Here is a 23,662-nt window from a genome sequence, read left to right as displayed (position 1 = left end):
CTATTCGACGAGGGCGTCGAGGTCGATGGCGTTCTTGACGGCGTCGAGGCGGCGGGTGGACTCGTCGGGGTCGACCTTCTGGCGGTCGATGTGGGCGAGTTCCTGGTTGGCCTCGGCGAAGGGGCGCATGCGGCGCTCGTAGCGGGCGAAGGCCAGCGCGTGGTCGTCGGTGCGGCCGAGTTCGAAGGCGAGGACGTAGGCGCCGACGAGGGCGAGGCTGGTGCCCTGCCCGGAGAGCGGGGCGGCGCAGTGGGCGGCGTCGCCGAGGAGGACGGTGCGGCCCGCCGACCAGGCGTCCATCTTGATCTGCGCCATGGAGTCGAAGTAGAAGTCGTCGGCGGTGCGCATGCGCTCCAGGAACTCCGGGACCTTCCAGCCGAACCCGGCGAGGTGCTCGGCGACGAGGGCCTTCTGGGCCTCGGTGTCGCGGTAGTCGTACTCGATGGGCCCGGCGCCGAAGCCGAGGAAGATCCGCAGCTCGCGGTTGTCGCGGACGGTCATGACCGCGCCGCCGTTCACGCCGTCGTTGAACCAGGTCTGCCAGCGGTCGAGGCCGAGGAAGTTGTCCTGGCTGAAGACCGACAGGTAGGTGCCGAGGTGGTGGATGTAGTCGGCTTCGGGGCCGAAGGCGATGCGGCGGGTGTTGGAGTGGAGGCCGTCGGCGCCCACGACGAGGTCGAAGCGGCGCGCGTCGGCGTGCTCGAACTCGACGGTGACGCCGTCGTCCTCGTCGCGGATGGCGGTGATGGAGTCGCCGTAGAGGTACTCGACGCCGTCGAGCTTCGCGTGGACGAGGTCGACGAGGTCTTCGCGGAGGATCTCGATGTCCTCGGAGTCGAGGGCGCCGGAGGAGAGCGCGAACTCCTCGGACCGCATGAGCTCGTTGCCTTCCGGGTCGAGGACGTTCATGCCCTTGGATTCGTTCTTGAGGGCGCGGGCGTCGGGTTCGAGGCCCATGCGGCGCAGGACGGTGAGGGCGGCGCCGCGGACGTCGACGGCCTGGCCGCCGCGGCGCAGGGCCGGGGCGCGCTCGACGACGACGGGGGTGAGGCCCTGCTCGCGGAGCCAGTAGGCGAGGGCGGTGCCGGCGACGGAGGAGCCGGAGATGAGGACGGTCTTCGCGGTGGTGTTCACGGGGTTCTCCTGGGATACGTTGTACTGCGTTGTCTGGGACCACCGTAGAAGATTGGGCTCTGACCTGCAAATACACTCCGAATCTGCCCTAGGACAGCGGGGCCGCGGGAGGCCGGTGCGCACTAGGATCTGTCGTAGGACAGCACGAGGGAGGGGCCGCCGTGGCCGCAACGATCGAACCGCCGTACGCGCGCATCGCCGCGGAGCTGAGCAGGCGCATCGCCGACCGGGAGCTCCTGCCGGGCGACAAGGTGCCGTCCACGCGGCAGGTCGCCCAAGAATTTGGTGTGGCGCTCGCCACAGCAACGAAGGCGCTAGACGTGCTCCGGGCGGAGGGGCTGGTCGTGACCCGGCCGCGGTCGGGGACGGTGGTGGCGCCGCGGCGCGGGGCGAAAGCGGGCGAGCCCGCGGCGGAGCTGACGCGGGCGCGCGTGGTCGAGGAGGCCGTGGCGATCGCCGACGTCGAAGGGCTGGAGGCGGTCTCGATGCGCGCGGTGGCGGGGCGGTGCGGGGTGGCGCCGATGTCCTTGTACCGCTTCGTGGAGGACAAGGAGCAGCTGGTGGAGCTCATGGGCGACACGATGTACGGCTCCCGCGAGTTCACTGTGGACGAATCTGATCCGTGGCGCGCGCAGGTCGAGTCGCTCGCGCGGGAGCTGTGGCGCCTGCACCGCGCGCACCCGTGGCTCGGCCGCATCCAGCCGCTGACCCGGCCGCTGCCGCTGCCGGGGATCATCCGGCTCGGGGACCGGCTCCTCGGCGCGCTCGAAGGGCTCGACCTGCCGCCGAAGCTGCACTTCGACGTGCACGTGCTGCTCTACACGCACGTCGTGGGCCTGGCGATGAACGTCGAGCGCGAGGACGAGGCGGTCTCGCTCACGGGCGTCTCCTCCGAGGAGTGGACCGACCTCCAGTACCTGCCGAAGTTCGGCGACGACGCGTTCATGTCGTCGGTGCCCCACTTCGCCAAGCTCTTCGGACCCACCGGGTCCATGTCGGACGGTTACGATATGGACCTCGACGACCTCTTCGAGCTCGGCCTCGGCGTGATCCTCGACGGCGTGGAGGCCCTGGCGGCCCGGCTGAGGTAGCGCTCGGCCCGGCCGACGCAGCGCTTGCACTCGATTACTCGAACTCGTATACTCGAAAACGAGTAATTGATTCGAGGAGGTCGCATGTCCGGCAGACGCGGCAACCTGACGGCGCTCGCGGTGCTCTCCGTGGCGGCGTCGAAACCGATGCACCCCTACGAGATGGGCCAGGCCATCCGCGGGTGGGGCAAGGACCGCGACATGAAGGTCAAGTGGGGCTCGCTCTACTCGGTCGTCGCGGCCCTCGAAAAGCGCGGCCTCCTGGAGGCCGCCGGCACCGCCCGCGAGGGCAACCGGCCCGAGCGCACCGTCTACCGGATCACCGCCGAGGGCCGCGCCGAGCTCGCCGACTGGACCCGCGAGCTCCTCGCCACCGTCGACGGCGACCACACCCGGTTCCGCGCCGGCCTGTCCGTCGCCGTCGTCCTCCCGCCCGACGAGGTGGTCGAGCTGCTGCGCGGGCGCCTGCGGGCCCTGGAGGCCGGGCTCGCCGCCGACGAGGGCGAGCTCCACCGGCACAAGGGGACCGTGCCGCGCATGTTCCTCATCGAGGACGAGTACGCCCTCGCCACCGCCCGCGCCGAGATCAAGTGGATCTACGCCCTCATCGCGGACATCGCCACCGGGACCTTCGCCGACCTCGACAAGTGGCGGTCCTTCCACGAGCACGGCGGCCTCGACGGCGACGCCGCCTCCGCGTGGGAGCACGCCGAGCAGCACTCCGCCGACTCCTCCGGCGACCCTTCCTGAACCCCTGCAAGGAGACCACCATGACGACGAGAGCAAGGACCGCCGCGGTCATCGGCGGCGGCGTGGCCGGGCCGGTCACCGCCGCGGCCCTGGTGAAGGCCGGAATCGAGGCCACCGTCTACGAGTCGTACCCCGGACGGCCCGAGGGGGTCGGCGGCACGCTCGCGCTGGCCGCGAACGGCAAGCGGGCGCTGGAGATCATCGGCGCCGACGAGGCTGTCGCCGCGATCGGCGACCCCGTCTCGGCCCAGAACCTCACGATCGGGAAGCGCCACCGCTTCACCGTCCCGCAGCTCGGCGACGTCGGGCCGATGTGGACGCTGCACCGGGCGGACCTGCACCGGGTCCTCCACGAGCGGGCCGAGGCCATGGGCGTCAAGTTCGTGTTCGGCAAGCACCTCGACGGCATCCGCGATGACGGGGACGGCGCGACCGCCGTGTTCGGCGACGGGACCGAGGCGAGCGCCGACGTGATCGTGGGCGCCGACGGCGTCCATTCAGCGGTCCGGCGCCTCGTCGACGCCGCAAACCCGGGCCCGAAGTACACCGGGATGATCTCGTTCGAGGCCGTGTCGGAGCACGAGGTCCCGGTGGGGCCCGAGGTCATGACGTTCGCGTTCGGCAAGCGCGCGTACTACCTGTACTGGCGTCTGCCGCAAGGCGGCACGCGGTGGGGCGTGAACCTGCCGTTCGTCGACCCCCTGCCCGCCAAGGCGCTCCGCGAGACCTCCAATGAGGACTGGATGGCGCGGCTGCTGAAGATCTACGCCGACGACGACCCCGGGGCGGAGCTGCTGCGGCGCACGCCCGCCGAGCGGCTGCTGAGCCATGGTCCCCTGTGGATCATGCCGAGCGTGCCGGTGTGGCACCGCGGTCGCGCGGTCCTGGTGGGCGACAGCGTGCACGCGCCGTCGAACAGCTCCGGGCAGGGGGCGTCGCTCGCCATCGAGAGCGGGATCGAGCTGGCGAGGTGCCTGCGGGACCTCCCGGTGCCTGAGGCGTTCGCCGCGTACGAGCGGCTGCGGCGGCCCCGCGTCGAGCGCATCGCCGCGAACGCCGCGAAGATCAACCGCGCCAAGGCGCCCGGCGCGTTCGCGCAGGCGGTGATGCCGCTCATGATGCCGCTGATGTTCAAGACCGCGATGGACCCGGAGAAGACCCTCGGGCCGATCCAGCGCCACCGCATCGACTGGGACGCGCCCGCCGCGGCAGGGGTATAACGGTTCCACCTACGAGGAATCGGGAGCCCCCATGACCGATCTGCACGCCGTCCTCGGCGCGACCGGCGCCATCGGCGGCGCCGTCGCCGACGAGCTGCGGGCCCGCGGCCACCGGGTCCGCGCCGTCAGCCGCCATGGCGGCGGCACCGACGGGCTCGCCGCCGACGTCACCACCCCCGAGGGCGCGGCCGCCGCATGTGAAGGGGCCGCCGTCGTCTACCAGTGCGCGCAGCCGCCGTACGCGAAGTGGCCCGAGGAGTTCCCCGGGTTCACCGACGCGGTCCTCAGCGCCGTCGAGCGGTCCGGGTCCCGCCTCGTCATGGCCGACAACCTGTACATGTACGGACCCGTCAAGGGCCCCATGGGAGAAGACCTCCCGTACGCGGCGACGAACCCGAAGGGCCGGGCCCGCGCCAAGGTCGCCGAGATGATCCTCGCCGCGCACCGCGAGGGCCGCGTGCGCGCGACCCTCGGCCGCGCCTCCGACTACTTCGGGCCGCGCGGCCTCAACACGATCCTCGGGCCGACCGTTTTCGCCGCGGCCGCGGCCGGGAAGACCGCCCGCTGGGTCGGCGACCCCGACGTGCTCCACACCGTGTCCTACCTGCCCGACATCGCCGCCGGGCTCGTCACCCTCGGGGAGCGCCCCGAGGCCGACGGGCGGGCCTGGCACCTGCCGGTGCTCACCGCGCCGACCGGGACGGAGTTCCTCGACATGGTGTGGGACGCCGCGGGCGGACCGGGCCGGAGCGCTGCGCTGCGCCGCGGCATGCAGCTGGCCCTGGGACTGGTCAACCCGGTCGTCAGGGAGCTCGGCGAGACCTGGTACCAGCGCGACCGCGACTGGGTCGTGGACGACACCGCGTTCCGCGCCGCGTTCGGCGAGCCGCACCTGACCCCGCACGAGGAGGCGATCGCCGCGACCCTCGCGTGGTTCCGCGGGCAGGCCTGATTTCGCGAAAAGGGGACGACCGGGCACCGGGGCTTCATACACTGCGCACATTTCCGTCTTCAATGGAGGCACCATGACGCAGGAATACGGGCAGGGCGGCGCTCCGGCGAGGGCGCCCCGGGAGATGAACGGGCTCGCCATCGCGGCGTTCGTCCTCGCGATCGTGGGCTGGTGCAGCCCGATCGGCATCCTCGGGCTGATCCTCGGCTACGTCGCCAAGGGCCAGATCACGCGGCGCAACAACTCCGGCGAGGGTCTCGCGCGGGCCGCGATCATCCTAGGGTGGATCTCGATCATCGCGTTCATCCTCCTCATCGTCCTGGGCATCGTGGGCGGCGTCTTCGCGAACTGGGACGAGTGGCGCCACGACTGGAACGAGCAGTACAACTAGCGGCTTCGGGCGGGGCCGCGGCCCCGCCCGATTTCACCGATCCCCCGCCGCCGCCCCGGCCGTCGCCTACGCTTCGGGGCCATGGCATCCAACAGGACGAAAAGGACAGTGCTCGCGTTCACGGCGAGTGCGTTCGCCGCGGCGGCGGTCCTCATGGCGACCCCGGCCGCCGCGGCCGAGACCCCCGGGTTCAGGGCCGACCAGATCGCGCAGACCGCACCGGCCGACATCGGGCTCCAGGCGGGCGTCGAGGAGCGGATCGCCCACGACGACGCCGCGTTCATCAAGGTCCGCTTCGACGATGTGGTACTCGGCGCGCGCGACACGATCACCGTGGCGCGCCCGGACGGGGGCGAGTCCCGTGAGTACGGCCCGGCCGACGTCGCCGACGGCGGCCTGTGGGCGCTCTCGGTCGAAGGGGACGCCGCCGAGGTCGTGCTCAACGACCTGCCCGACGGGACGGAGGCCGCCGCGCGCGTCGCCGAGTACTCGCGGGGCCTGAACGACGCGGAACTCGACGCGCGGCCCGCCGCCGACGAGCCGTCCCCCGAGAGCATCTGCGGCAAGGACGACTCGCGCAGCGCTCCCTGCTACCGCGACTCCGAGCCGCTCATGTACGACGCGGCGCAGTCCGTCGCCCGGCTCATCATCGACGGCGAGTCGTACTGCACCGGCTGGAAGGCCGGGTACAACCGGTTCCTGACGAACAACCACTGCTTCAGCACCGGGTCCGAGGCCAGGAGCACCGAGGTCCAGTTCGGGTTCGAGTGCGTCGAGTGCGGCGAGCCCGAGACGCGGGACCCGATCAAGGTGAGCGGCGCGAACGTCCTCGCCACGGACTACACGCTCGACTTCACGCTGTTCACCGTGGACGACCCCGAAGCCGTCGCCGACCTGCCGGCCCTGCCGATCGCGACCGGCGGCGCCAGCGAGAACGAGAAGGTCTTCATCCCCGGCCACCCGGCCGGGAAGCCGAAGCGCATCGCCGCCGACAGCTCCTCGGAGCAGCAGGGCTCGCGCTGCCAGGTCCTCGACCCGGCGGTGCACGGGCGCGGCTGGAACACCGACCTCGACTACCTGTGCGACACCGAGGGCGGGTCCTCCGGCTCGCCGGTGATCGACCGGTCCACCGGGGAGGTCGTGGGCCTGCACCACCTCGGCGGCTGCCCGAACCAGGCGGTCCGCATGGACCGGGTGTGGCCGTACATCCGCGGATACCTCGCGGACGACTACACGTAGCGCTTTTGAACGCGCGGGCGGCGGGGCACTCCCCCGCCGCCCGTTCCGTTTCCCGGCGCGGCACGTTTGCGCTGGTTATGGTGAGGATCAGTCGATGTGGAGGTTCCCGTGAGCGAGACGCCGACCGAAGAGCCCGCGGCCGTCGAGAAGGACGGCGAGTCCGGAGGCGGCGTGTGGCGTGTCGTAAGGTGGATCGTGGCGATGCTCGCGTGCCTGCTCGCCGTCGTCGCCGTGACCGGCGCGGTCGCCGCGTACTACGCGCGCCTGGAGCTGCTGACCACCGACCGGTTCGTGGAGCGCACCGACGTGATCGCCGAGGACGAGCAGGTGCAGGCCGCCATCGCCGAGCGCGTCACCGCGGAGATCGCGAACGCCATCGACGTCGACGCGATCACCCAGCAGGCCTCCGGCTGGGCCGGGGTCGAGGACCCGCCCGCGTACGTCAAGGACCTCATCGCCTCCGCGGCCGAGAGCCTCCGCGCCTACATCGAGACCGAGGTGAACGAGTTCGTGGCGAGCCCGGCGTTCCTGAAGGTGTGGGACGCGGCCGTCACCGAGGCGCACTCCTCGCTCGTGTCGGCCCTCGAAGGCGACAACGCCGGTTCGCTGGTCGCCGACGGGAACACGCTCACCCTGGACCTGGGGCGGGTGGTGGAGGTCGTCAAGGAGCGCTTGGCGGAGAACGACTTCGCGTACGCGGCCGACATCCCCGCGATCGACGCGCAGTACGTGCTCGTCGACTCCGACCAGGTACCCGAGCTCCAGGAGCGCACCGACCAGCTCAAGTGGGCGGCCACGTGGCTGCCGTGGATCGCGTTGGCGCTCTTGATCATCGCCGTCGTGGTGGCGCCGCGGCGGTGGGTGGCGGCGCTCGTCGTGGGCCTGCTCGCCGCGATCCTCGCCGGGACGGCGCTGTTCGCGCTGTCGCAGGTGCGCGAGGAGTTCATCAGGCAGGCCGGGGACGCCTCGTTCGCGCCGCTCACGTACGACGCGTTCACCTCGGGCCTCAAGGGCTCATACCTGGTGATGCTCATCGCGGCGATCGTCGTCGTGGTCGCCTCGGTCGCGGCGATGGTGCTGCGCCGCGAACGCGCGCAGGAGAAGCGGGTCGAGGCGTTAACCGCGCGAGGTCGCGGCCGCGTCTGGCGGCCGCGCCGACCGCGCGCTTGACGGTGTCGTCGACGGCCGCGGCGTTCAGGACGTCCAGTGCGGCCGCGGTGGTCCCGCCGGGCGTGGTGATGTCGTCGAGGATCTCGGCCGCGGGCCGGTCGCTCGACTGCAAGTGCAGGCAGGCGCCGAGGAGCATCTGGTCGACCATGACGCGCGCGGCGTGCGGGTCCATGCCGCCGTCCACGGCCGCGGTGGTCATCGCGTCGGCGAGGTAGAACAGGAACGCCGGGCCCGAGCCGCCCACGGCGGTGATGAGGTCCATCATCGGCTCTTCCACGGTGACGGTGACCCCGACGCGGTCGAACAGGTCCTCGATCTCCGTCAGGTCGGTCCCGTCGGGGGCGGTCAGCGCGGTCGCGGCCTCGCGGGCGCGCGCGGCCACGTTCGTCATGGCGCGCACCGCGGTCACGCCCTCGGGCAGCCGCGCGGCGATGCGCCGCAGCGGCACGCCCGCGGCGAGCGACACGACGACCGCGTCCCCTTCGAGGACCGGCGCGATCTCGTCGAGCACCCCTTCGACGGCCCCGGGCCGCACCGCGACGAGCACCACGTCGGCTTCGGTCGCCGCGCTCGCGTTGTCGGTGCCCACCTCGATCCCGTACGCGTCGGCGAGCACCGCGGCCCGCTCGGCGGGCTGCGCGGTCGCCCAGATCTGCGCGGGCGGCATCCCCGATTCGAGCAGCCCGATGAGCACGGCCTCCCCGAGACTCCCCACGCCGAGTATCGCGATGTCCATGACGCACCTCCTCCCAGAGCCGAAATCTAACGGCCCCGCCCCACCACCCTCAGCGTTTCGGACGAATAGGCCCTAACCGCAGCGCCGCCGCCATCGCGGTGAGCCAGCGCTCGGTCGCGCGGGTCTGGAGGGCCCGCGCGACGGGCGCGGCCAGGCGGCTCGCGAGCGTGCCGGGCACCGAGAACGAGCGGACGGTGAACCTCGTGCGGTCGCCGACCGCTTCGAGCAGGAACGCGGCCTCGCCGCGCTCGGGGTGGCCCGGGAGCGAACCGTACCCGAAGCCGGTGAACTCGGCGCTCTCCTCGGCCCACACCACGCGGCACGGAATCCGCAGGACCCCTGCGAAGCGGAGCGAGACGTCGACGCCGACCGCGGCGCGCGGCCCGGTCGCCTCGGGATGCAGGCCACAGCGCTCGTGCAGGCCCCAGGTCATGAGGATCTCGGCGGGGCGGGCGAGCGGCGCGTCGAGCACCGCGGTGCGTTCGAGGTGGCGGTAGCCGGGCGGGAGCGGGCCGGTGCGGGTGGCGCCGGTCTCGGGGTAGGTCAGGTCCATTGGGGTTCCGTTCGGGGGTTGGGGGCCTCGAAGAGGACGTGGTCGCGCAGGCGCCCGGTGGCGAGGGAGTAGCAGGGGGTGAGACCGAGGCGGCGGAAGCCGTTGCGGGACAGGACTTTCTGGGAGGCGAAGTTGTCGGGGAGGGTCTCGGCGCGGAGCTGGTCGAGGAGGAGTTCGTCGAAGGCGACGGCCTTCGCCTGGCGCACGGCCTCGGTGGCGATGCCGCGGCCGGTCTCGGCCGCGGCGACCCAGTAGCCGACCGAGCAGGTGCGGATGTAGGGGCCCTGGACGATCGTGTTGAGCAGCAGCCCGCCGACGGGCCGCCCCCGGTCGAGGATCACATAGGAGCGGCCGGTGCCCGCGAGGGTCCGGGCCTGCGCCGCCTCGATCGAGTCGCGCACGCCCGCGAGCGTGTACGAGGCGTCGTCCTCATCGGGCTCCCAGCGGGAGAGCAGGTCGCGGCTGGCGGCGCGGAGTGCGGCGACGGCCTCGGCGTCCTCCGGGGCGATGGGCCGGAGGCTGATCGCAGGCGCCGCCGGCGGCCGTTCGAGCATGGTCCCCCCTGTTCCGGTCGGTCCCGACCGATCGAGCGTAGTCCCCTCACCGCGGAGGCGTCGCGACGTTCGGCGACCCTGGTCCGGTCCGAGGGCAGGACACCGGCCACGTGGAAACCGCGTCCTACGGTGTCAGGAGTGCCGCACCCGACCGCGGCCCCGGCGAAAGCGGATGACCGGCAGCGAAAACCAAGGAGTCCTGATGTACCGAACCCTCGATAGCAGCACGCCCATCACACTGCTCGCCCTCGCCTTCGTCGTGATCTCCTTCGCTGTGATGGCCTACCGTGCGGGCGGCGGGTCGCGGAAGCGCCGCAAACACGACCGGTGAGCGACTAGCGCTCGGCATCTCCCCCGACGCGGCGCGACCTTCGGAGCGGGCGGCGCTACTTCGGTATCGGATCTGGCGCGGAGCGTTGGACGGGCGGCGGGGGGCGGATAGGTTCGGGCGATGGCGGAAGAGCGGCGCGGGGCGCGCGGGTGGGCGGCGGACACGGCACTGTTCGCGCTCGGCGTGTTCGCGTGGCTGTACATCAGCGGCGACCGGATGCGGCTCGGGCTGCCGTCGCCGCCGTGGCTGTTCGAGGCCGACCAGCTCGCCGGGATCGTGGGACTCGGGCTGCTGTGGCTGCGGCGACGCTGGCCCGTGCAGGCCGGACTCGCCGCCGCGGCGCTGTCGTCGTTCTCGGAGACGATCGCGTTCCCGCTCGTGGTGCTGCTGTACGCCGTCACCGTGCGGCGGCCGCTCAAGACCGCGGCGTGGGTGTTCGCGGCGGCGTTCGCCGCGGCCGGGGTGTACTCGCTGCTGCGCCCGCAGGAACTCGGCGTCCTCGGGAACCTCCTGTTCGCGGTCGTCCTGTACGGCGGCATCGCGGGCTGGGGCATGGTCACGCGGTACCGGAACGCGCTGCGGGCGCGCGCCGCCGAGCAGGAGCGCGACGAGCGCGAACGCGCCCGCCAGCGCGCCCGCGAGGAGCTGGCGCGCGAGCTGCACGACCTGCTCGGGCACCGGCTGTCGCTGCTGAGCCTGCACGCGGGGGCGATGGAGTACCGGTCGGACCTGTCGCCGCAGGAGCTGCGGGGCGCGGCGGGCGTGGTGCGGGAGCAGTCGCATCTGGCGATGCGGGACCTGCGGGAGGTGATCGCGGTGCTGCGGGCGCCGATCGGGGAGCTGCCGCAGCCGTCGATGGCGGACCTGCGGGCGCTCGTGGAGGAAGCGCGGCCGGGGTCGCGGATCGCGTTCTCCTCGACCGCGGAGGGGGAGGCGCCGGAGCGGTCGGGGCGCACGGCGTACCGGGTGGTGCAGGAGGCGCTGACGAACGCGCGCAAGCACGCCGAGGGCGCGGCGGTCGAGGTCGCGGTCTCTGGCGGGCCGGGCGAGGGGCTCGCGGTGGAGGTGGTGAACGGGCCGGGGCGCGACACCGGGCCCGGGTCGGGGCACGGGCTCATCGGCCTGGAGGAGCGGATCGCGCTCGCGGGCGGGCGGCTCGAATACGGGCCGGTCGGTGACGGGGGCTGGCGGGTGCGGGCGTGGCTACCCTGGACGGCATGAGCGAGCGCGTGAAGGTCCTGGTCGTGGACGACGACCCGCTGGTGCGGGCGGGCCTGCGGCTGATCCTCGGCGGGGCCGGGGACGTCGAGGTGGTCGGCGAGGCCGGGTCGGGCGCGGAGGTCCCGGCGCTGGTGGCGGAGGCGCGGCCGGACGTGGTGCTCATGGACTTGCACATGCCGGGAGTGGACGGGCTGGCGGCGACGGAGCGGCTGCGGGCCGTCCCGGGCGCGCCGGAGGTGCTGGTGCTCACGGCGTTCGAGGCGGACGGGCATGTGCGGCGGGCGCTGCGGGCGGGCGCGGGCGGGTTCCTGCTGAAGGACACGCCGCCGGCGGAGATCGTGGCGGCGGTGCGGCGGGTTGCGACCGGGGAGCCGGTGCTGTCGCCGGAGGTGACGCGGCGGCTCATCGATCTGGCGGTCGGGGGCGTCGACGACCGGCGGGGTCCGGCGCGGGAGCGGTTGCGGGCGTTGAACAACCGGGAGTCGGAGGTGGCCGCGGAGGTGGGCCGGGGCCGGTCGAACGCGGAGATCGCGGCGGCGCTGCACCTGAGCGTGCCGACGGTGAAGACGCACGTGTCGGCGGCGCTGGCGAAGCTCGGGTTGAACAACCGGGTGCAGCTGGCGCTGCTGGTGAGCGACGCCGGACTGGCGGACTGAGGCCGCCCCGCGAACCGCTTCTTCCAACCGTTGGAAAATCGCTTCCGGTTCGTGATGGTCGGCGCGTAGGGTGCCTGTCGTTGCCTCGACGCAGCCGCAGCACACTCCGAAAGGCGCAGCCGCATGGCACGCTTCACTCCCCCGCGCGACCCCGGCGGGCCCCTCGCGCACCCGAACGACGCCGCCGCGGTCATCGGGTGGCTCTTCAAGTCGCAGTGGCGCACCCTCCTCGCGAGCACGCTCGTGTCGTTCGCGTTCCTGGGCTGCCAGCAGTTCGTGCCGTACGTGGTCGGCAGGGCCATCGACGAGGGCCTCGTCGGCGGCGACCGCGCGGCCCTGTACTGGTGGTCGGGCGCGCTGGCCGTGTGCATCGGGATCGCGACGGTCACGGGCGTCGCGAGCTTCGTGTACATGATGTACAACCAGATGGACTCGGACTTCCGGGTGCAGCGGCGCCTGGTGGACACCGTCGTCGCGGTCGGCGCGAAGCTCAGGAGCCGGGCCGACGCGGGCGAGCTGGTGGCGATCTCCGCGGCCGACGCGCACTCGCTCGCGGCGCTGTCGATGATGTTCGGGCGCCTGGCGTCCGCGCTGCTGGCGTTCGCGCTCGCGCTCACGATCCTGGCGGGGATGTCGTGGTGGTTCGTGCTCGCGGTGGGCGTGGGCGTCCCGGCGATGTTCGCGTCGCTGCGGCCGCTGTTCTTCCGGCTCGAAGCGCGCGGGCGCGAGCTGCGGTCGCGGATCGGCGAGCAGACCGGGATCGGCACGGATGCGGTTGCGGGCCTGCGGGTCCTGCGCGGCATCGGCGGCGAGGCGCACTTCAGCGCCCGCTACCGGGCCGCGTCGCGGGCGTCGATGGAGGCGGGGATCAGGGTGCGGCGCACGGTCGCCTTCCTGGAGCTGGCGCGCCTCGCGCTGCCGGGGACGCTGCTGGTGGTCGTGCTGTGGCTGGGCGCGGTGCTGACGCTGGAGGGGACGGTCACGGCCGGGGAGTTCGTGGCCCTGTTCGGGTACCTCATCGCGCTGACCAGGCCGCTGGGGTACACGATCCAGGGCGTCGACGCGTTCACGCGGGCCGTGGTGGCCTCCTCGCGGTTCCGGCGGCTCCAGGACGAGCACCCCGAGCCGTCCACCGGGAGCGGGACGCCTTGGCCCGCAGGGGAAGTGCTGGAGGACCCGGTGAGCGGGGCGCGGATCGAACCGGGCCTGACGACCGGGATCGCGACCGCCGACGGCCTCGGCGCGACAGAGGTCCTCGACCGGCTCGGCGGGTACGGCGACGAGACCGCGCGCATCGGCTCGGTCCCGCTGGCGGCCTTCGACACCGCTGAGGTCCGCGCCCGCGTCCACCTCATGGAGGCCCGCGCGCAGCTGTTCAGCGGGCCGCTGCGCGACCAGCTCGACGTGGACGGGAAGCGCACGGATGCCGACATCATGCGGGCCCTGCACACGGCGTCCGCAGTGGACATCGTGGGCGTCGACCCGTCGCTCCTGGAGAGCGACGAGGTGCCCGCCGACGGCTACGACCTCGCCACCGTCGCGGGCGAGCGCGGCCGGAACTTCTCCGGCGGCGAGCGCCAGCGCCTCATCCTCGCGCGGGCGCTCCTGGCCGACCCGGAGATCCTCATCCTCGACGACCCGGCCAGCGCGTGCGACGCGCAGACCGAGGCGCGCATCGCCGAACGACTTGCGAGGCATAGGAAAGGACGGACGACGGTGATCGTCACGAACGCGCCGCAGCTGCTGGCGGTGTGCGACCGGGTGCAGTTCCTCAAAGGGCACGGCCTCGGCGAGGAAGTCGCCTCCGGGACGCACGCGGAGCTCATGGCGCGCACCGACTACCGGGCGGCGGTCGCCCGGTGAGCGCGCTGCCGATCGCCTCCCCGGCCGAGACCCGCGCGTACCTGCGGCTCCTTATCGGGCGCCACCGCGCCCGCTTCGTCCTCATCGTCGCGCTCGTGATCGCGGCGGCCCTCGCGGGCATGTCGACGCCGTACATCGTCGGCGGCATGACCGACGCGTTCGCCGCGTGGGCGCGCGGCGGCGACGGCAACCCGGGCGCGGACCTGGTCTGGCAGATCCCGCTGATCCTGGTCTCGCTGCTCGCGCAGGCGGTCCTGACGTGGGCGTCGTACCGGAACCTCGCGGTCCTGTCGGAGCGGATCGTGGCCGACGTGCGCGAGGAGTTCATGGAGCGCACGCTCGCGCTCCCGCCCGCGCAGGTCGAGGCCGCCGGGACCGGGGAGCTGCTGTCGCGCACGAGCCTCGACATCGGGCAGGTGCAGTACTCGCTGGTGCAGGCGGCGCCGCAGTTCTTCACCGGGTTCGTGACGGTGGCGGTGTACGTGGCGGGGGCCTTCTGGGTCTCGCCGGTGCTCGGGGCGGCGATCCTGGTCGCCGTGCCGCCCATCGTGATCGTGATGCGCTGGTACTTCAGGCGGGCGTTCCGGATCTTCCACGCCGTGCAGGCCGCGCGGGCGGACCTGACGTCGGCGGTGGCCGAGACCATCGACGGCGTCAAGACCGTCGAGGCGCTCGGTTGGCAGCGGCGGCGCATCGCGCACACCGACAAGGCGATCGACAAGCTGCTGGGCGCCCAGATGGACTCGATGCGCCTGCGCGGCAGGCTGTTCCCGGTGCTCGACTTCTCGGCGTTCCTGCCGTGCCTCACCACGCTGCTCCTCGGCGGCATCCTGACCGCGAACGGGCAGTTGACGATCGCGCAGACGACCACGGTCGTGCTCATCATGCAGATGGCCGTGGCGCCGTCGATCGAGATGATCCTGTCGCTCGAATGGGTCCAGAACGGCAGCATCTCCCTCGCCAGGCTCATCGGGGTGCGCGGGGAGCGGGCGGCGGCCGGGACGGCCGAGCCGCAGCGGGATGCGGACGAGATCGTCGAGCTCAAGGGCGTCACGTTCGGGTACGACCCTCAGAAGCCGGTGCTCAAGGACGTGGACCTGGCGCTGCGGCGCGGCGAGCGGCTCGCGCTCGTCGGCCCCACCGGCGCCGGGAAGTCCACATTGGCTCGGATCATGGCGGGCATCCACCGGCCCGACAGCGGGGCCGTGCGCATCGGCGGGGCCGAGGCCGACGGGATCGGCGAGGCCGCCCTGCGGCGCTTCGTGATCCTCGCGACCCAGGAGTACCACCTGTTCAACGACACGCTCGCGTCGAACCTGCGCCTCGGCGCGCCCGGCGCGAGCGACGACCAGCTGCGGGAGGCCCTCGCGGTCGTCGGCGCGGGGAGCCTGCCCGAGCGGCTCGCCGAGGGCCTGGACACGAAGGTCGGCGGGCGCGACCACGCGCTCACCCCGGCCGAGGTGCAGCAGGTGGCGCTCGCGCGCGTGATCCTCGCGGCCCCGGAGGTCATCGTCCTCGACGAGGCCACCTCGATGCTCAGCCCCAACGCGGCCAGCGACATCGAGCAGGGCCTCAACCGGATTCTGAAGGGCCGCACCGTAGTCAGCATCGCGCACCGGCTGAACACCGCGCACGACGCCGACCGCGTGGCCGTCGTCGAGCGGGGCCGGATCACCGAGCTCGGCTCCCACGACGAGCTGATCGCCGCGGGCGGGTCGTACGCGGCGCTGTGGCGGCGGTGGCACGGCTGAGGCTTGGACGCAGGCCACGGGTGGATCACGGGATGCACACTGGCAGACTGCTGGCACCGACGAACTCCGACATGACGGAAGCCCCATGACCGACACCGACGCACTGCGCAAGCGCCTCAACGAGATCCGATGGCAGCTCCGGGGCGAGGCCCGCCTGGCCGCCCTGGAGGAGCACCTCGTCGCCGTCGAGGCCGACGGCGACCGGCCCCTCCTCAACTCCGTCCTCGCGGCCCTGGTCGACTGCTACGAGTACTCGGCCGACTCGACGCGGCTCCTCGTCCCCTACGCGCGGCTCCTGCACGAGCTCGACACCGCGCCCGAGCACTTCGACGCCGCGCTCCTGCGCTCGGTGTACTGGCAGTTCAAGTGGATCGTGTACAAGCTGCGCGACCACCCCGACGTGCCGCTGGCGTCCGTGGAGGACGCCCTCGTGCAGTTCCGCACCCGCTACGCCGAGGCCGGGCACTCCCTGCACCCCTACTACGAGGCCGAGCACTGGGTGGCCTACCACCTCGGCGACGACGAGCGCGCCGCCCGCGCTGCCGAGCTGGTGCGCACCACCGAGCCCGACGACATGAGCGACTGCGAGGCCTGCCGCGTCAACGACATCGGCGACATGGCCGCGTGCGCCGGGGACGACGAGGCCGCCGTGGCCGCGTGGGCCCCGCTCCTCGAAGGCGACCTGCACTGCGCACACGAGCCGCACAACACGCTCGCCGACTCGCTGCTGCCGCTCGCGCGCCTCGGCCGCCTCGACGCCGCCCGCGCCAACCACCACCACGGGTACCGCATCAGCCGCGACAAGGACGACATGCTCGGCTACATCGCCCGGCACCTGCGGTTCTGCGCGCTCACCGGCAACGAGGCCCGCGGGATCGAGATCCTCGCGGCCGACCGCCGCGCCTACGGCATGGCGCTGGAGCCGTCCGTGCGCCTCCAGTGGCTCGAAGGCGTCCAGGCCCTCGCCGGAGCCCTGCGCGCCCGCGGCATGGGCGGGACCCTGCTCGCCGGGCCCGAGGACCGCGACTGGACCGCCGACGACCTGCACGCCTGGGCCGACGCCGAACGGCGCGCGCTGTGCGCCCGCTACGACCGCCGCAACGGCTCCACCGTCCACTCCGACCGGTCGCAGGCCCGCGTCGAACCGGCCGAGCCGTACCCGTACGTCCCGCTGGGGCTCAAGGCGCTCCCGCAGGCCGCACCGGTCCCGGCGCCCGACAAGGCCGAGGACCTGCCCCTTGAGGACGCGCTCGTGCGGGCCCGCGCGGGCGTCGAGGACGTCGCCGAGGACCGCGTGCAGCGGTGGCTCGCCGTCGCCCGCATCGCCGAAACCCAAGGGGCGCACCTCGACCCGGCCGACGAGGCCGAAGTGCTCCTCGCCAAGGCCGACCCGGACGGCGCCCTCGAAGCCGCCCAGGACCTCGCCGCGCTCGCCGCGAACCTCTTCGCCGAGGCCGGGCAGCCCGGCCGCGCGCTCCTGTGCCGCATCGCCAAGGCCGCGTGGGCACTCCAGGTCGAGCCCGCCGCGTTCCGCGAGGCCGCGCCCGCACTGCTCGCCGAAGCCGACGCGCTCGCCGAGTCCGCGCCCGACAGTCCTGTCCATGTCGACGCCGTCCGCGCGCGGGCCCAGATCCTCATGGCGCAGCTCCAGGCCGGGCTCATGCTCGGCGAGCGGCCCGGACCGGACCTCGCCGCCGCGTTCGCGGCAGCGGACGCCGACCTCGCGGCCCTGGCCCCGAACCGGCGCGCGCTCCTCGTGCGCACCCAGCTCGCCCGGATGCTCCCCGAGTTCGAGACCGGGTTCGAAGGCCGCGTCGAGGCGCTGCGCAACGCCTTCGACCTGGCTTGCGCGGGCGGCTTCCGCTTCGAGACGTTCATCGGCGCGTTCCAGTACGGCGCCATGCTCAACCAGGCCGGGCGCCTCGCCGAGGCGCTCGCCGTCGCCGAGACCGGCCTCGCCGCCGTCAAGCACGACGACCCGCCGTTCCCCGTGGCCGCGCTCAACCTCACCGCCACCGAGTGCTCGATCAACCTCGGCGACGCCCGCACCGCCGAGCACTACGCCGTGCAGGCCGCCCACTGGTACGACCGCGCGGGCGAGACCGGCTGCGCGGGCGTGGCCCGGCACCTCCTCGGCAAGGCCCTCGCGATGCAGGAGCGCAGCGCCGAAGCCGTGGTCATCCTCGAAGCGGCCCTGGAAGACCTGCCCGCCATGCACGAGGACGAGCACTGGCGCCTCCTCGACGCCCGCAGCCTCCTCGCAGAGCACAGTCAGCGCGCCTTCGACGCCCCGGCCGGGCTCACGCACATCCTGGAGGCCCTGCGGCTCATGGACGGCGGGCTCGCGCATCCCAACCCCGCGTTCTACGCCCAGTCGGCGCACCTCGCGGGCGAACTGCTCGAACGCACCGGCGAGGCCAAGTCCGCGGTCGACGCGTACGGGCGGTCCGCGGCCGCGTGGCGCGAGCTGGGGTCCCTGTCGGCCGCCGCGAACCCGGTGCGCGCGGCCCTGTGGGCGCGACTGCGCACCGACGACGCGGACCTGGGGGCGGCGCTGGACGAGATGCTCGCGCTCGCAAGGGAGCTCGAAGCGGACTGGCGCGACGAGGGCCACCACGAGCGGTACCGGGAGTCGTGCCGCGACGAGTACGCGAAGACGCTCCTTCAGGAGGCGCGCATGCGCGGCAACGAGCGGGAGGAGACCGAAGACGAGTGGGCGGCGCGGCTGCTGGAGGTCGGCGCGGCGGTGCTCGACGTCGCCGAGGACGGGGAGTTCCTGGTCGACGCGGCCGTGCAGGCCGCGCACACGATGATCGCCGCCCATGAGGCGAACGGCGACTTCGCGGGGGCGCAGGCCGTCGCGGACCGGGTCCTGCACCGGCTCGGCGCCGAGCACGAGGGGCAGGCGAACTCGCTGAACGGGCACCTCGCGAACGTCAAGGAGCGCTTCGAAGAAGCGGAGGACCCCGAAGGCGACGAAGCGGTCGAGGCGTAGCGGCGGCGCGGGCGCTCCGGTGCCGGGCCGGACCCGGAGGAGCGCCCGCGCCGTCATTTGCGCGGGAGCGTCTCTGCGAAGGCGATGCCCCGGTCGACCCAGGTGCGCAGGTCCACGTCGGAGGCGCAGATGTCGTCGCCCAGGCGGATCCAGCCGGTCACGGTGCGCCCGCCCATGACCATCGGCTCGGCGCCGTCCTCGGCCAGGAGGTCCTCGTAGTCGTCCCTGGCGACGCGGACCATCGCGCCGCCCTGCCCGAGGACGGCCGCGGCCATGTTGCCGTGGACCATCCATCCGAGCCCGCCGAACATCTTCCGCTCGAACACGTACGGCCGGTTGTCGAAGACGTCGCGGATCCGCTCGGCCAGCCCCTCGTCGTATGCCATCAGGCAATCGTGCCACCGGGGTCCGACACCGGGTGGCGTCCCGCTGGCTTACGCTTGCGCCGACGGAGGAGGAAGCCGATGGCGCGCGCGTCGCGGACGCAGGAGGTGGTCGAGCGGGTGCTCGACGCCATCATCGACGGCACCATCGCGACCGGCGCGGCGCTCCCTCCGGAGGGCGTGCTCGCCGAGGAGCTGGAGGTCTCGCGGCTGACGCTGCGCGAGGCGGTGCGGCTGCTCCAGGCGCAGGGCGTCATCGTGCAGGTCCCGGGGAGGCGGCACCGGGTGGCGCCGGTCGCGCAGTGGACGGGCCTGGAGGCGGTGGTGCGGCACGCGCGCAGCGCCGGGGAGCGCGAGCGGTCCTCGCTGGAGCTGCTCGAAGTGCGCATGATGATCGAGACCGGGGCGGCCCAGCTCGCGGCCGTCCGCCGCAGCGACCCGGACGTGGACGCGATGCGCCGCGAGATCGACCGGATGCGCGCGGCGCACGCGCGCACCGATGTGGCGGGGTTCGTCGAGGCGGACCTGGAGTTCCACGAGGCGGTGCTGCGGGCCGCGAACAACCGCATCCTGGTGGCGGCGCTGCTGCCGCTGACCGCGATGCTCGCGGACACGCGCAGCGAGACGAGCGCGGTGTTCGACATCCGCGAGCACGCCATCGCCGAGCACGAGTCGGTGGCCGCGGCGATCGAGTCGGGCGACCCGGTGGCGGCGCGCGACGCGATGGCGAGTCACATGGAGCAGACCAGGGGCGACCTGGTGGAATACGTGCACGGCAGGCGCTGACCGCGTGCCGGTTTGACAATCCCGGATTCGGCGAGGCATGATGGCCGTCCCGGGTTATCAGATATCTGATATCTGATGGCCGGGTTCCGTGAGACCCGCGAACATAGGAGTTCCCGTGCGCGTCGAGACGCTGCTCGCCACCGTGCCCGAAGCCGCCCAGGCAGCCGCCGCCGACGTGCGCGCCGAGGCCGACCCCGACGCCGTGCTCGTCGTCCTCGACGACGACCCGACCGGGACGCAGTCCGTCGCGGGCCTGCCCGTCCTCACCGCGTGGGAGGCCGCGGACCTCGACTGGGCGCTCGCGACCGGGGCCCCCGCCGTCTACGTCCTCACCAACACCCGCTCCCTCGACCCCGCCGAAGCGGCGCAGTGCAACCGCGAGGTCGTCGCCGTCGCCCTGGCCGCGGCCGGGCGGGCCGGGAAGCGGCTCACGTTCGTGTCCCGCTCCGACTCGACGCTCCGCGGGCACTTCCCGCTGGAGACCGACGTGCTCACCGAGGCGATCACCGCGCACGGCGGCGCCGCCCCCGCGTTCACGCTGCTCGTGCCCGCGTTCCCCGACGCCGGGCGGATCACCGTCGACGGCGTCCACTACTGGGTCGTCGACGGCGAGGCCACTCCCGTGGGCGAGACGCCGTTCGCGCAGGACGCCACGTTCGGGTTCCGCAGCTCCGACCTGCGGGAATGGGTCGAGGAGAAGACCGCCGGGCGCATCTCCAAGGCAGACGTCGCGGTCCTCGCGATCGGGACGATCCGCCGCGGGCCGGACGCGGTCGCGGCGTTCCTGCGGGGCCTGAAGACCGGGACCGTCGTCGCGGTCGACGTCGTGGACGAGACCGACATGCGGGTCGTCGCCATCGCGCTGCACCGGCTCGAACGCGAAGGACTCGCGGCGCTGCTGCGCGTCGGCCCGCCGTACGTGCGCGCCCACATCGGACAGGACATCGCCGAGCCGGTCACCCGGGCGCAGCTCGACCTCGCCGACGACCGCGGCGGGCTCGTCGTCGTCGGCAGCCACGTGCCGCTCACCACCGCACAGCTCGACCGGCTCCGCGAGGCCCGCCCCGGGACCGCCACGATCGAGCTCGACGTCCGCCGCCTCATCGACGACCGGCGCGACGCGCACCTGGCCGAACGGGCCGAGGCGACCGCCGCGGCGCTCGCGCACGGCACCGTCGTCGTCCACACCACGCGCGAGCTCGTGACCGGCCGCGACGGCGAGGAGAGCCTCGACATCGCCCGGAAGGTCTCCAGCGGCGTCGTGGACCTCGTCGCCCGGGTCCTGGCGCTCGCGCCGCCGCGGTTCGTGGTCGCCAAGGGCGGCATCACCTCCAGCGACACCGCCACCGAGGGGCTGCGCATCCGGCGCGCCACCGTCGTCGGCCCGATGCTCCCGGGCATCGTCTCCCTGTGGCGGCCCGAGACCGGGCCCGCCGTCGGCATCCCCTACATCGTCTTCGCGGGCAACGTCGGCGAGGCCGACTCGCTCGCGCAGGTCGTCGGCACGCTCACCGACTGATCCCCGTCCCCAGATTGGAAGAACACACAATGGACAGCAACGTCGCTGTGATCGGCCTCGGCGCGATGGGCCTGCCCATGGCCGCGCGCCTGGCCGAGCGCTTCACGGTGCGCGGCTTCGACATCGCGCCCGAACGGCTCGCGCTCGCGGCCGAACGCGGGGTCGCGCCCGCGGCCACCGCGGCCGAGGCCGCCGCCGGGGCCGGGGCGGTGCTCGTCGCCGTCCGCACCGGCGAGCAGCTCGACGACCTCCTCTTCGGCGCGAACGGCCTCGCCGGGCACCTCGCGCCCGGCGCCGTCGTGATCCTCACGAGCACCGTGGGGACCGACGGGATCGCCGCCACGGCCGCGCGCCTCGCCGAGCACGGCGCGCGCCTGGTGGACGCGCCGCTCTCCGGCGGCCCGGTCCGCGCGGGCGAGGGCGACCTGCTCATCGTCGTGGGCGCCGAACCCGGAGCGCTGCAACAGGCCCGGCCCGTCCTAGAGCAGCTCGCCTCGACGCTCACCGTCGTCGGCGACAAGGCCGGGGACGGACAGGCGCTCAAGACCGTCAACCAGCTCCTGTGCGGCGTCCACATCGCGGCCGCCGCCGAGGCGCTCGCGCTCGCCGACGCGCTCGGCCTCGACCGGGAGCGGACCCTCGCGGCGCTCACCGCCGGGGCCGCCGACTCGTTCATGCTCGGCAACCGCGGCCCGCGCGCCCTCCAGGCCTACGACGAGGGCGGCGCCGAAGTGCTCAGCCGCCTCGACATCTTCGTGAAGGACCTCGGGATCGTCGGCCGCGCCGCCCGGAACGCGCACCTGGCCGCGCCCGTGGCCGCCGCCGCCGAGCAGCTGTTCCTCCTCGGCGAGGCCCAGGGCCTCGGCGCGCTCGACGACTCCGCGGTCATCCGCGTCGTCGCCCCCGAGCGCCGCGACGGCAAGGGGGCGTAGGCGATGGGCTACACGCTGCCGCTCCCGGCGCTCATCGCGGTCGGCCTCGCCGGCATCGCGCTGCTGCTGCTCCTCATCATCAGGTTCAAGGTCCAGTCGTTCTACGCGATCATCCTGACCTCGATCGTCGTCGGCGTCGCCGCGGGCCTCCCGCTGACCACGGTCGCCGCCACCGACACCGAGCCCGAGCGGCTCGGCGTCGTCCAGGCGATCATCGCCGGCGTCGGCGGGACCCTCGGGTCCGTCGCCGTCCTCGTCGCGCTCGGATCGATGCTCGGGAAGATCATCGAGATCTCCGGCGGCGCCGAATCGCTCGCGGGCAAGTTCACGAGCTGGCTGGGCCCCAAGCGGGTCGCCGTCGCGCTCACCGCCGCCGCCGCGATCCTCGCGATCCCGGTGTTCTTCGACGCCGGGTTCATCATCCTCGTCCCGATCATCTACGCGTTCGCGAAGGCCGCCGGGGTCAACCCGATCAAGTTCGGCCTGCCGGTCGCGGGCATCATGCTCGCGGTGCACGTCGCGGTCCCGCCGCACCCGGGCATCGTCGGCGGCGCCGCGGTCCTCGGCGCGGACGTCGGGTGGATCACCATCCTGTCGCTGCTCATCTCGATCCCGCTCGCGGTCGCCGCGTACTTCCTCGGCAAGTGGTTCAACCTGCGCGAGTTCGCGATGATCCCCGCCGCCAAGGAGATGTTCGACGCCTTCGGCACCGAGGACGGCCCGCGGAACGGGACCCTCGCCGACGGCGAGAGGGCCCCGAGCGCCTGGACCATCCTCGGGATCATCGTGCTTCCGTTGGCGCTCATCATGGTCGGCACCACGATCGCCCCGATGTTCCCGGCCGGGAGCACCTGGAACGGCGTCCTCGCGATGGTCGGCCAGCCGATCTTCGCGCTCGTCGTCGCCATCGCCGCCGCGATGTTCGCGCTCGGCGTGCGCCGCGGATGGTCCGCCGCGAAGCTCGGCGAGGTCATGGAATCGGCTCTCCCGGCCGCGGCCGTGATCATCCTCGTCACCGGCGCGGGCGGCGGCTTCGGCCGCATCCTCACCGAGACCGGCATCGGCGGCGCCGTCGCCGAGACGCTCGCCGACGCGGGCATCCCGGTCCTGCTGGCCGCGTTCCTCATGTCGCTCATCATGCGCGCCGCGCAGGGGTCGGCGACCGTCGCGATCACGACGACCGCGGGCCTGCTGCTGCCCACGGTCCAGGCCATGGGGTCCGACTCGGTGCACCTCGCGCTCGTCGCGCTCGCGATCGGCTACGGCGCGCTGGGCCTGAGCCACGTGAACGACTCCGGCTTCTGGATCGTCACGCGCTACCTGGGTCTGTCCGTCAAGGACGGCCTGCGGGTGTGGACGCCGATGACGACGGTGCTCGGCCTGCTCGGCTTCGGCTTCGTCGCGGCGCTGTACGCGCTCATCCCGGCCGGCTGAC

General features: G+C 73.2%; 21 protein-coding genes. 16 read left to right on the top strand and 5 right to left on the bottom strand.

The window, feature by feature from the left end:
- Positions 1–1,134 (bottom strand): FAD-dependent monooxygenase, encoded by a 1,134-nt coding sequence (locus WA640_RS07865; RefSeq protein WP_335987021.1) that lies wholly within the window; start codon positions 1,132–1,134, stop codon positions 1–3.
- A gap of 161 nt (positions 1,135–1,295) precedes the next feature.
- Here WA640_RS07865 and WA640_RS07860 point away from each other — a divergent pair, with 161 nt between their 5' ends.
- The 6 genes from WA640_RS07860 to WA640_RS07835 all read left to right on the top strand — a co-directional run bounded on the left by WA640_RS07860 (position 1,296) and on the right by WA640_RS07835 (position 6,777).
- On the top strand, positions 1,296–2,225 hold the full coding sequence (locus WA640_RS07860; RefSeq protein ID WP_335987018.1) for a GntR family transcriptional regulator: 930 nt from the start codon (positions 1,296–1,298) through the stop codon (positions 2,223–2,225).
- A gap of 84 nt (positions 2,226–2,309) precedes the next feature.
- Positions 2,310–2,975 (top strand): PadR family transcriptional regulator, encoded by a 666-nt coding sequence (locus WA640_RS07855; protein WP_335987017.1) that lies wholly within the window; start codon positions 2,310–2,312, stop codon positions 2,973–2,975.
- Positions 2,976–2,995: 20 nt separating this feature from the next.
- Complete coding sequence (locus WA640_RS07850; protein WP_335987015.1) at positions 2,996–4,195, top strand: FAD-dependent oxidoreductase; 1,200 nt, start codon at positions 2,996–2,998, stop codon at positions 4,193–4,195.
- A 31-nt stretch (positions 4,196–4,226) separates the two neighbouring features.
- On the top strand, positions 4,227–5,147 hold the full coding sequence (locus WA640_RS07845; protein WP_335987014.1) for an NAD-dependent epimerase/dehydratase family protein: 921 nt from the start codon (positions 4,227–4,229) through the stop codon (positions 5,145–5,147).
- A gap of 73 nt (positions 5,148–5,220) precedes the next feature.
- Positions 5,221–5,538 (top strand): DUF4190 domain-containing protein, encoded by a 318-nt coding sequence (locus tag WA640_RS07840; protein WP_106366540.1) that lies wholly within the window; start codon positions 5,221–5,223, stop codon positions 5,536–5,538.
- 81 nt (positions 5,539–5,619) lie between these two features.
- Positions 5,620–6,777 carry a trypsin-like serine peptidase gene (locus WA640_RS07835; protein ID WP_335987011.1) on the top strand — a complete coding sequence of 386 codons (1,158 nt, stop codon included), beginning with the start codon at positions 5,620–5,622 and terminating at the stop codon, positions 6,775–6,777.
- Positions 6,778–7,807: 1,030 nt separating this feature from the next.
- Here the strand turns inward: WA640_RS07835 and proC are convergent.
- The 3 genes from proC to WA640_RS07820 are packed head-to-tail and all read right to left on the bottom strand — an operon-like array spanning position 7,808 to position 9,790.
- Positions 7,808–8,683, bottom strand: coding sequence for a pyrroline-5-carboxylate reductase (gene proC / locus WA640_RS07830; RefSeq protein WP_335987010.1), 876 nt, complete (start codon positions 8,681–8,683; stop codon positions 7,808–7,810).
- 49 nt (positions 8,684–8,732) lie between these two features.
- Positions 8,733–9,236 carry a DUF1990 family protein gene (locus tag WA640_RS07825; RefSeq protein ID WP_335987008.1) on the bottom strand — a complete coding sequence of 168 codons (504 nt, stop codon included), beginning with the start codon at positions 9,234–9,236 and terminating at the stop codon, positions 8,733–8,735.
- The gene (locus WA640_RS07820) at positions 9,227–9,790 is read right to left on the bottom strand and encodes a GNAT family N-acetyltransferase (RefSeq protein ID WP_181245953.1); all 564 of its coding nucleotides are present in this window, start codon (positions 9,788–9,790) and stop codon (positions 9,227–9,229) included. The genes WA640_RS07825 and WA640_RS07820 overlap by 10 nt, the downstream gene beginning before the upstream one ends.
- A gap of 202 nt (positions 9,791–9,992) precedes the next feature.
- Between WA640_RS07820 and WA640_RS07815 the strand changes: the two genes are divergently transcribed.
- The 6 genes from WA640_RS07815 (at position 9,993) to WA640_RS07790 (ending at position 18,607) form a co-directional block, all read left to right on the top strand.
- A complete protein-coding gene (locus WA640_RS07815; RefSeq protein ID WP_335987005.1) occupies positions 9,993–10,121 on the top strand; it encodes a hypothetical protein in 129 nt (42 codons plus the stop codon).
- 120 nt (positions 10,122–10,241) lie between these two features.
- Complete coding sequence (locus tag WA640_RS07810) at positions 10,242–11,342, top strand: sensor histidine kinase (RefSeq protein WP_335987004.1); 1,101 nt, start codon at positions 10,242–10,244, stop codon at positions 11,340–11,342.
- On the top strand, positions 11,339–11,998 hold the full coding sequence (locus tag WA640_RS07805) for a response regulator transcription factor (protein ID WP_335987001.1): 660 nt from the start codon (positions 11,339–11,341) through the stop codon (positions 11,996–11,998). Before WA640_RS07810 ends, WA640_RS07805 begins: the two co-directional genes overlap by 4 nt.
- A 123-nt stretch (positions 11,999–12,121) precedes the next feature.
- On the top strand, positions 12,122–13,861 hold the full coding sequence (locus tag WA640_RS07800; RefSeq protein ID WP_335986998.1) for an ABC transporter ATP-binding protein: 1,740 nt from the start codon (positions 12,122–12,124) through the stop codon (positions 13,859–13,861).
- The gene (locus tag WA640_RS07795) at positions 13,858–15,612 is read left to right on the top strand and encodes an ABC transporter ATP-binding protein (protein ID WP_335986996.1); all 1,755 of its coding nucleotides are present in this window, start codon (positions 13,858–13,860) and stop codon (positions 15,610–15,612) included. Before WA640_RS07800 ends, WA640_RS07795 begins: the two co-directional genes overlap by 4 nt.
- 85 nt (positions 15,613–15,697) lie before the next feature.
- Complete coding sequence (locus WA640_RS07790) at positions 15,698–18,607, top strand: hypothetical protein (RefSeq protein ID WP_335986994.1); 2,910 nt, start codon at positions 15,698–15,700, stop codon at positions 18,605–18,607.
- Between the two features lie 53 nt (positions 18,608–18,660).
- Here WA640_RS07790 and WA640_RS07785 read toward each other — a convergent pair whose 3' ends face one another.
- Positions 18,661–18,993: a TfoX/Sxy family protein gene (locus WA640_RS07785; RefSeq protein ID WP_335986992.1), complete on the bottom strand. Its 333-nt coding sequence runs from the start codon at positions 18,991–18,993 to the stop codon at positions 18,661–18,663.
- Positions 18,994–19,071: 78 nt separating this feature from the next.
- Here WA640_RS07785 and WA640_RS07780 point away from each other — a divergent pair, with 78 nt between their 5' ends.
- The 4 genes from WA640_RS07780 to WA640_RS07765 all read left to right on the top strand — a co-directional run bounded on the left by WA640_RS07780 (position 19,072) and on the right by WA640_RS07765 (position 23,661).
- On the top strand, positions 19,072–19,776 hold the full coding sequence (locus WA640_RS07780; RefSeq protein WP_335986989.1) for a FadR/GntR family transcriptional regulator: 705 nt from the start codon (positions 19,072–19,074) through the stop codon (positions 19,774–19,776).
- Between the two features lie 115 nt (positions 19,777–19,891).
- The gene (locus WA640_RS07775) at positions 19,892–21,295 is read left to right on the top strand and encodes a four-carbon acid sugar kinase family protein (RefSeq protein WP_335986988.1); all 1,404 of its coding nucleotides are present in this window, start codon (positions 19,892–19,894) and stop codon (positions 21,293–21,295) included.
- A gap of 29 nt (positions 21,296–21,324) precedes the next feature.
- On the top strand, positions 21,325–22,227 hold the full coding sequence (locus WA640_RS07770; RefSeq protein ID WP_335986987.1) for an NAD(P)-dependent oxidoreductase: 903 nt from the start codon (positions 21,325–21,327) through the stop codon (positions 22,225–22,227).
- A 3-nt stretch (positions 22,228–22,230) separates the two neighbouring features.
- Positions 22,231–23,661 (top strand): GntP family transporter, encoded by a 1,431-nt coding sequence (locus tag WA640_RS07765; RefSeq protein WP_335986986.1) that lies wholly within the window; start codon positions 22,231–22,233, stop codon positions 23,659–23,661.
- Position 23,662 lies beyond the last annotated feature (1 nt).

The sequence above is a fragment of the Glycomyces sp. MUSA5-2 genome (assembly GCF_037034145.1).
Classification (GTDB): Bacteria; Actinomycetota; Actinomycetes; order Mycobacteriales; family Micromonosporaceae; genus Glycomyces; species Glycomyces artemisiae.
Note: the sequence above shows the minus strand (reverse complement) of the source record. Positions and strands in the feature narration are given on the sequence as shown.

Coding starts and splice junctions, on each gene's coding strand:
- WA640_RS07780 (WP_335986989.1), top strand. CDS start 19,072: ATGGCGCGCGCGTCGCGGACGCAGGAGGTGGTCGAGCGGGTGCTCGAC.
- WA640_RS07845 (WP_335987014.1), top strand. CDS start 4,227: ATGACCGATCTGCACGCCGTCCTCGGCGCGACCGGCGCCATCGGCGGC.
- WA640_RS07810 (WP_335987004.1), top strand. CDS start 10,242: ATGGCGGAAGAGCGGCGCGGGGCGCGCGGGTGGGCGGCGGACACGGCA.
- WA640_RS07790 (WP_335986994.1), top strand. CDS start 15,698: ATGACCGACACCGACGCACTGCGCAAGCGCCTCAACGAGATCCGATGG.
- WA640_RS07765 (WP_335986986.1), top strand. CDS start 22,231: ATGGGCTACACGCTGCCGCTCCCGGCGCTCATCGCGGTCGGCCTCGCC.
- WA640_RS07805 (WP_335987001.1), top strand. CDS start 11,339: ATGAGCGAGCGCGTGAAGGTCCTGGTCGTGGACGACGACCCGCTGGTG.
- WA640_RS07800 (WP_335986998.1), top strand. CDS start 12,122: ATGGCACGCTTCACTCCCCCGCGCGACCCCGGCGGGCCCCTCGCGCAC.
- WA640_RS07815 (WP_335987005.1), top strand. CDS start 9,993: ATGTACCGAACCCTCGATAGCAGCACGCCCATCACACTGCTCGCCCTC.
- WA640_RS07785 (WP_335986992.1), bottom strand. CDS start 18,993: ATGGCATACGACGAGGGGCTGGCCGAGCGGATCCGCGACGTCTTCGAC.
- WA640_RS07855 (WP_335987017.1), top strand. CDS start 2,310: ATGTCCGGCAGACGCGGCAACCTGACGGCGCTCGCGGTGCTCTCCGTG.
- WA640_RS07825 (WP_335987008.1), bottom strand. CDS start 9,236: ATGGACCTGACCTACCCCGAGACCGGCGCCACCCGCACCGGCCCGCTC.
- proC (WP_335987010.1), bottom strand. CDS start 8,683: ATGGACATCGCGATACTCGGCGTGGGGAGTCTCGGGGAGGCCGTGCTC.
- WA640_RS07850 (WP_335987015.1), top strand. CDS start 2,996: ATGACGACGAGAGCAAGGACCGCCGCGGTCATCGGCGGCGGCGTGGCC.
- WA640_RS07835 (WP_335987011.1), top strand. CDS start 5,620: ATGGCATCCAACAGGACGAAAAGGACAGTGCTCGCGTTCACGGCGAGT.
- WA640_RS07820 (WP_181245953.1), bottom strand. CDS start 9,790: ATGCTCGAACGGCCGCCGGCGGCGCCTGCGATCAGCCTCCGGCCCATC.
- WA640_RS07770 (WP_335986987.1), top strand. CDS start 21,325: ATGGACAGCAACGTCGCTGTGATCGGCCTCGGCGCGATGGGCCTGCCC.
- WA640_RS07840 (WP_106366540.1), top strand. CDS start 5,221: ATGACGCAGGAATACGGGCAGGGCGGCGCTCCGGCGAGGGCGCCCCGG.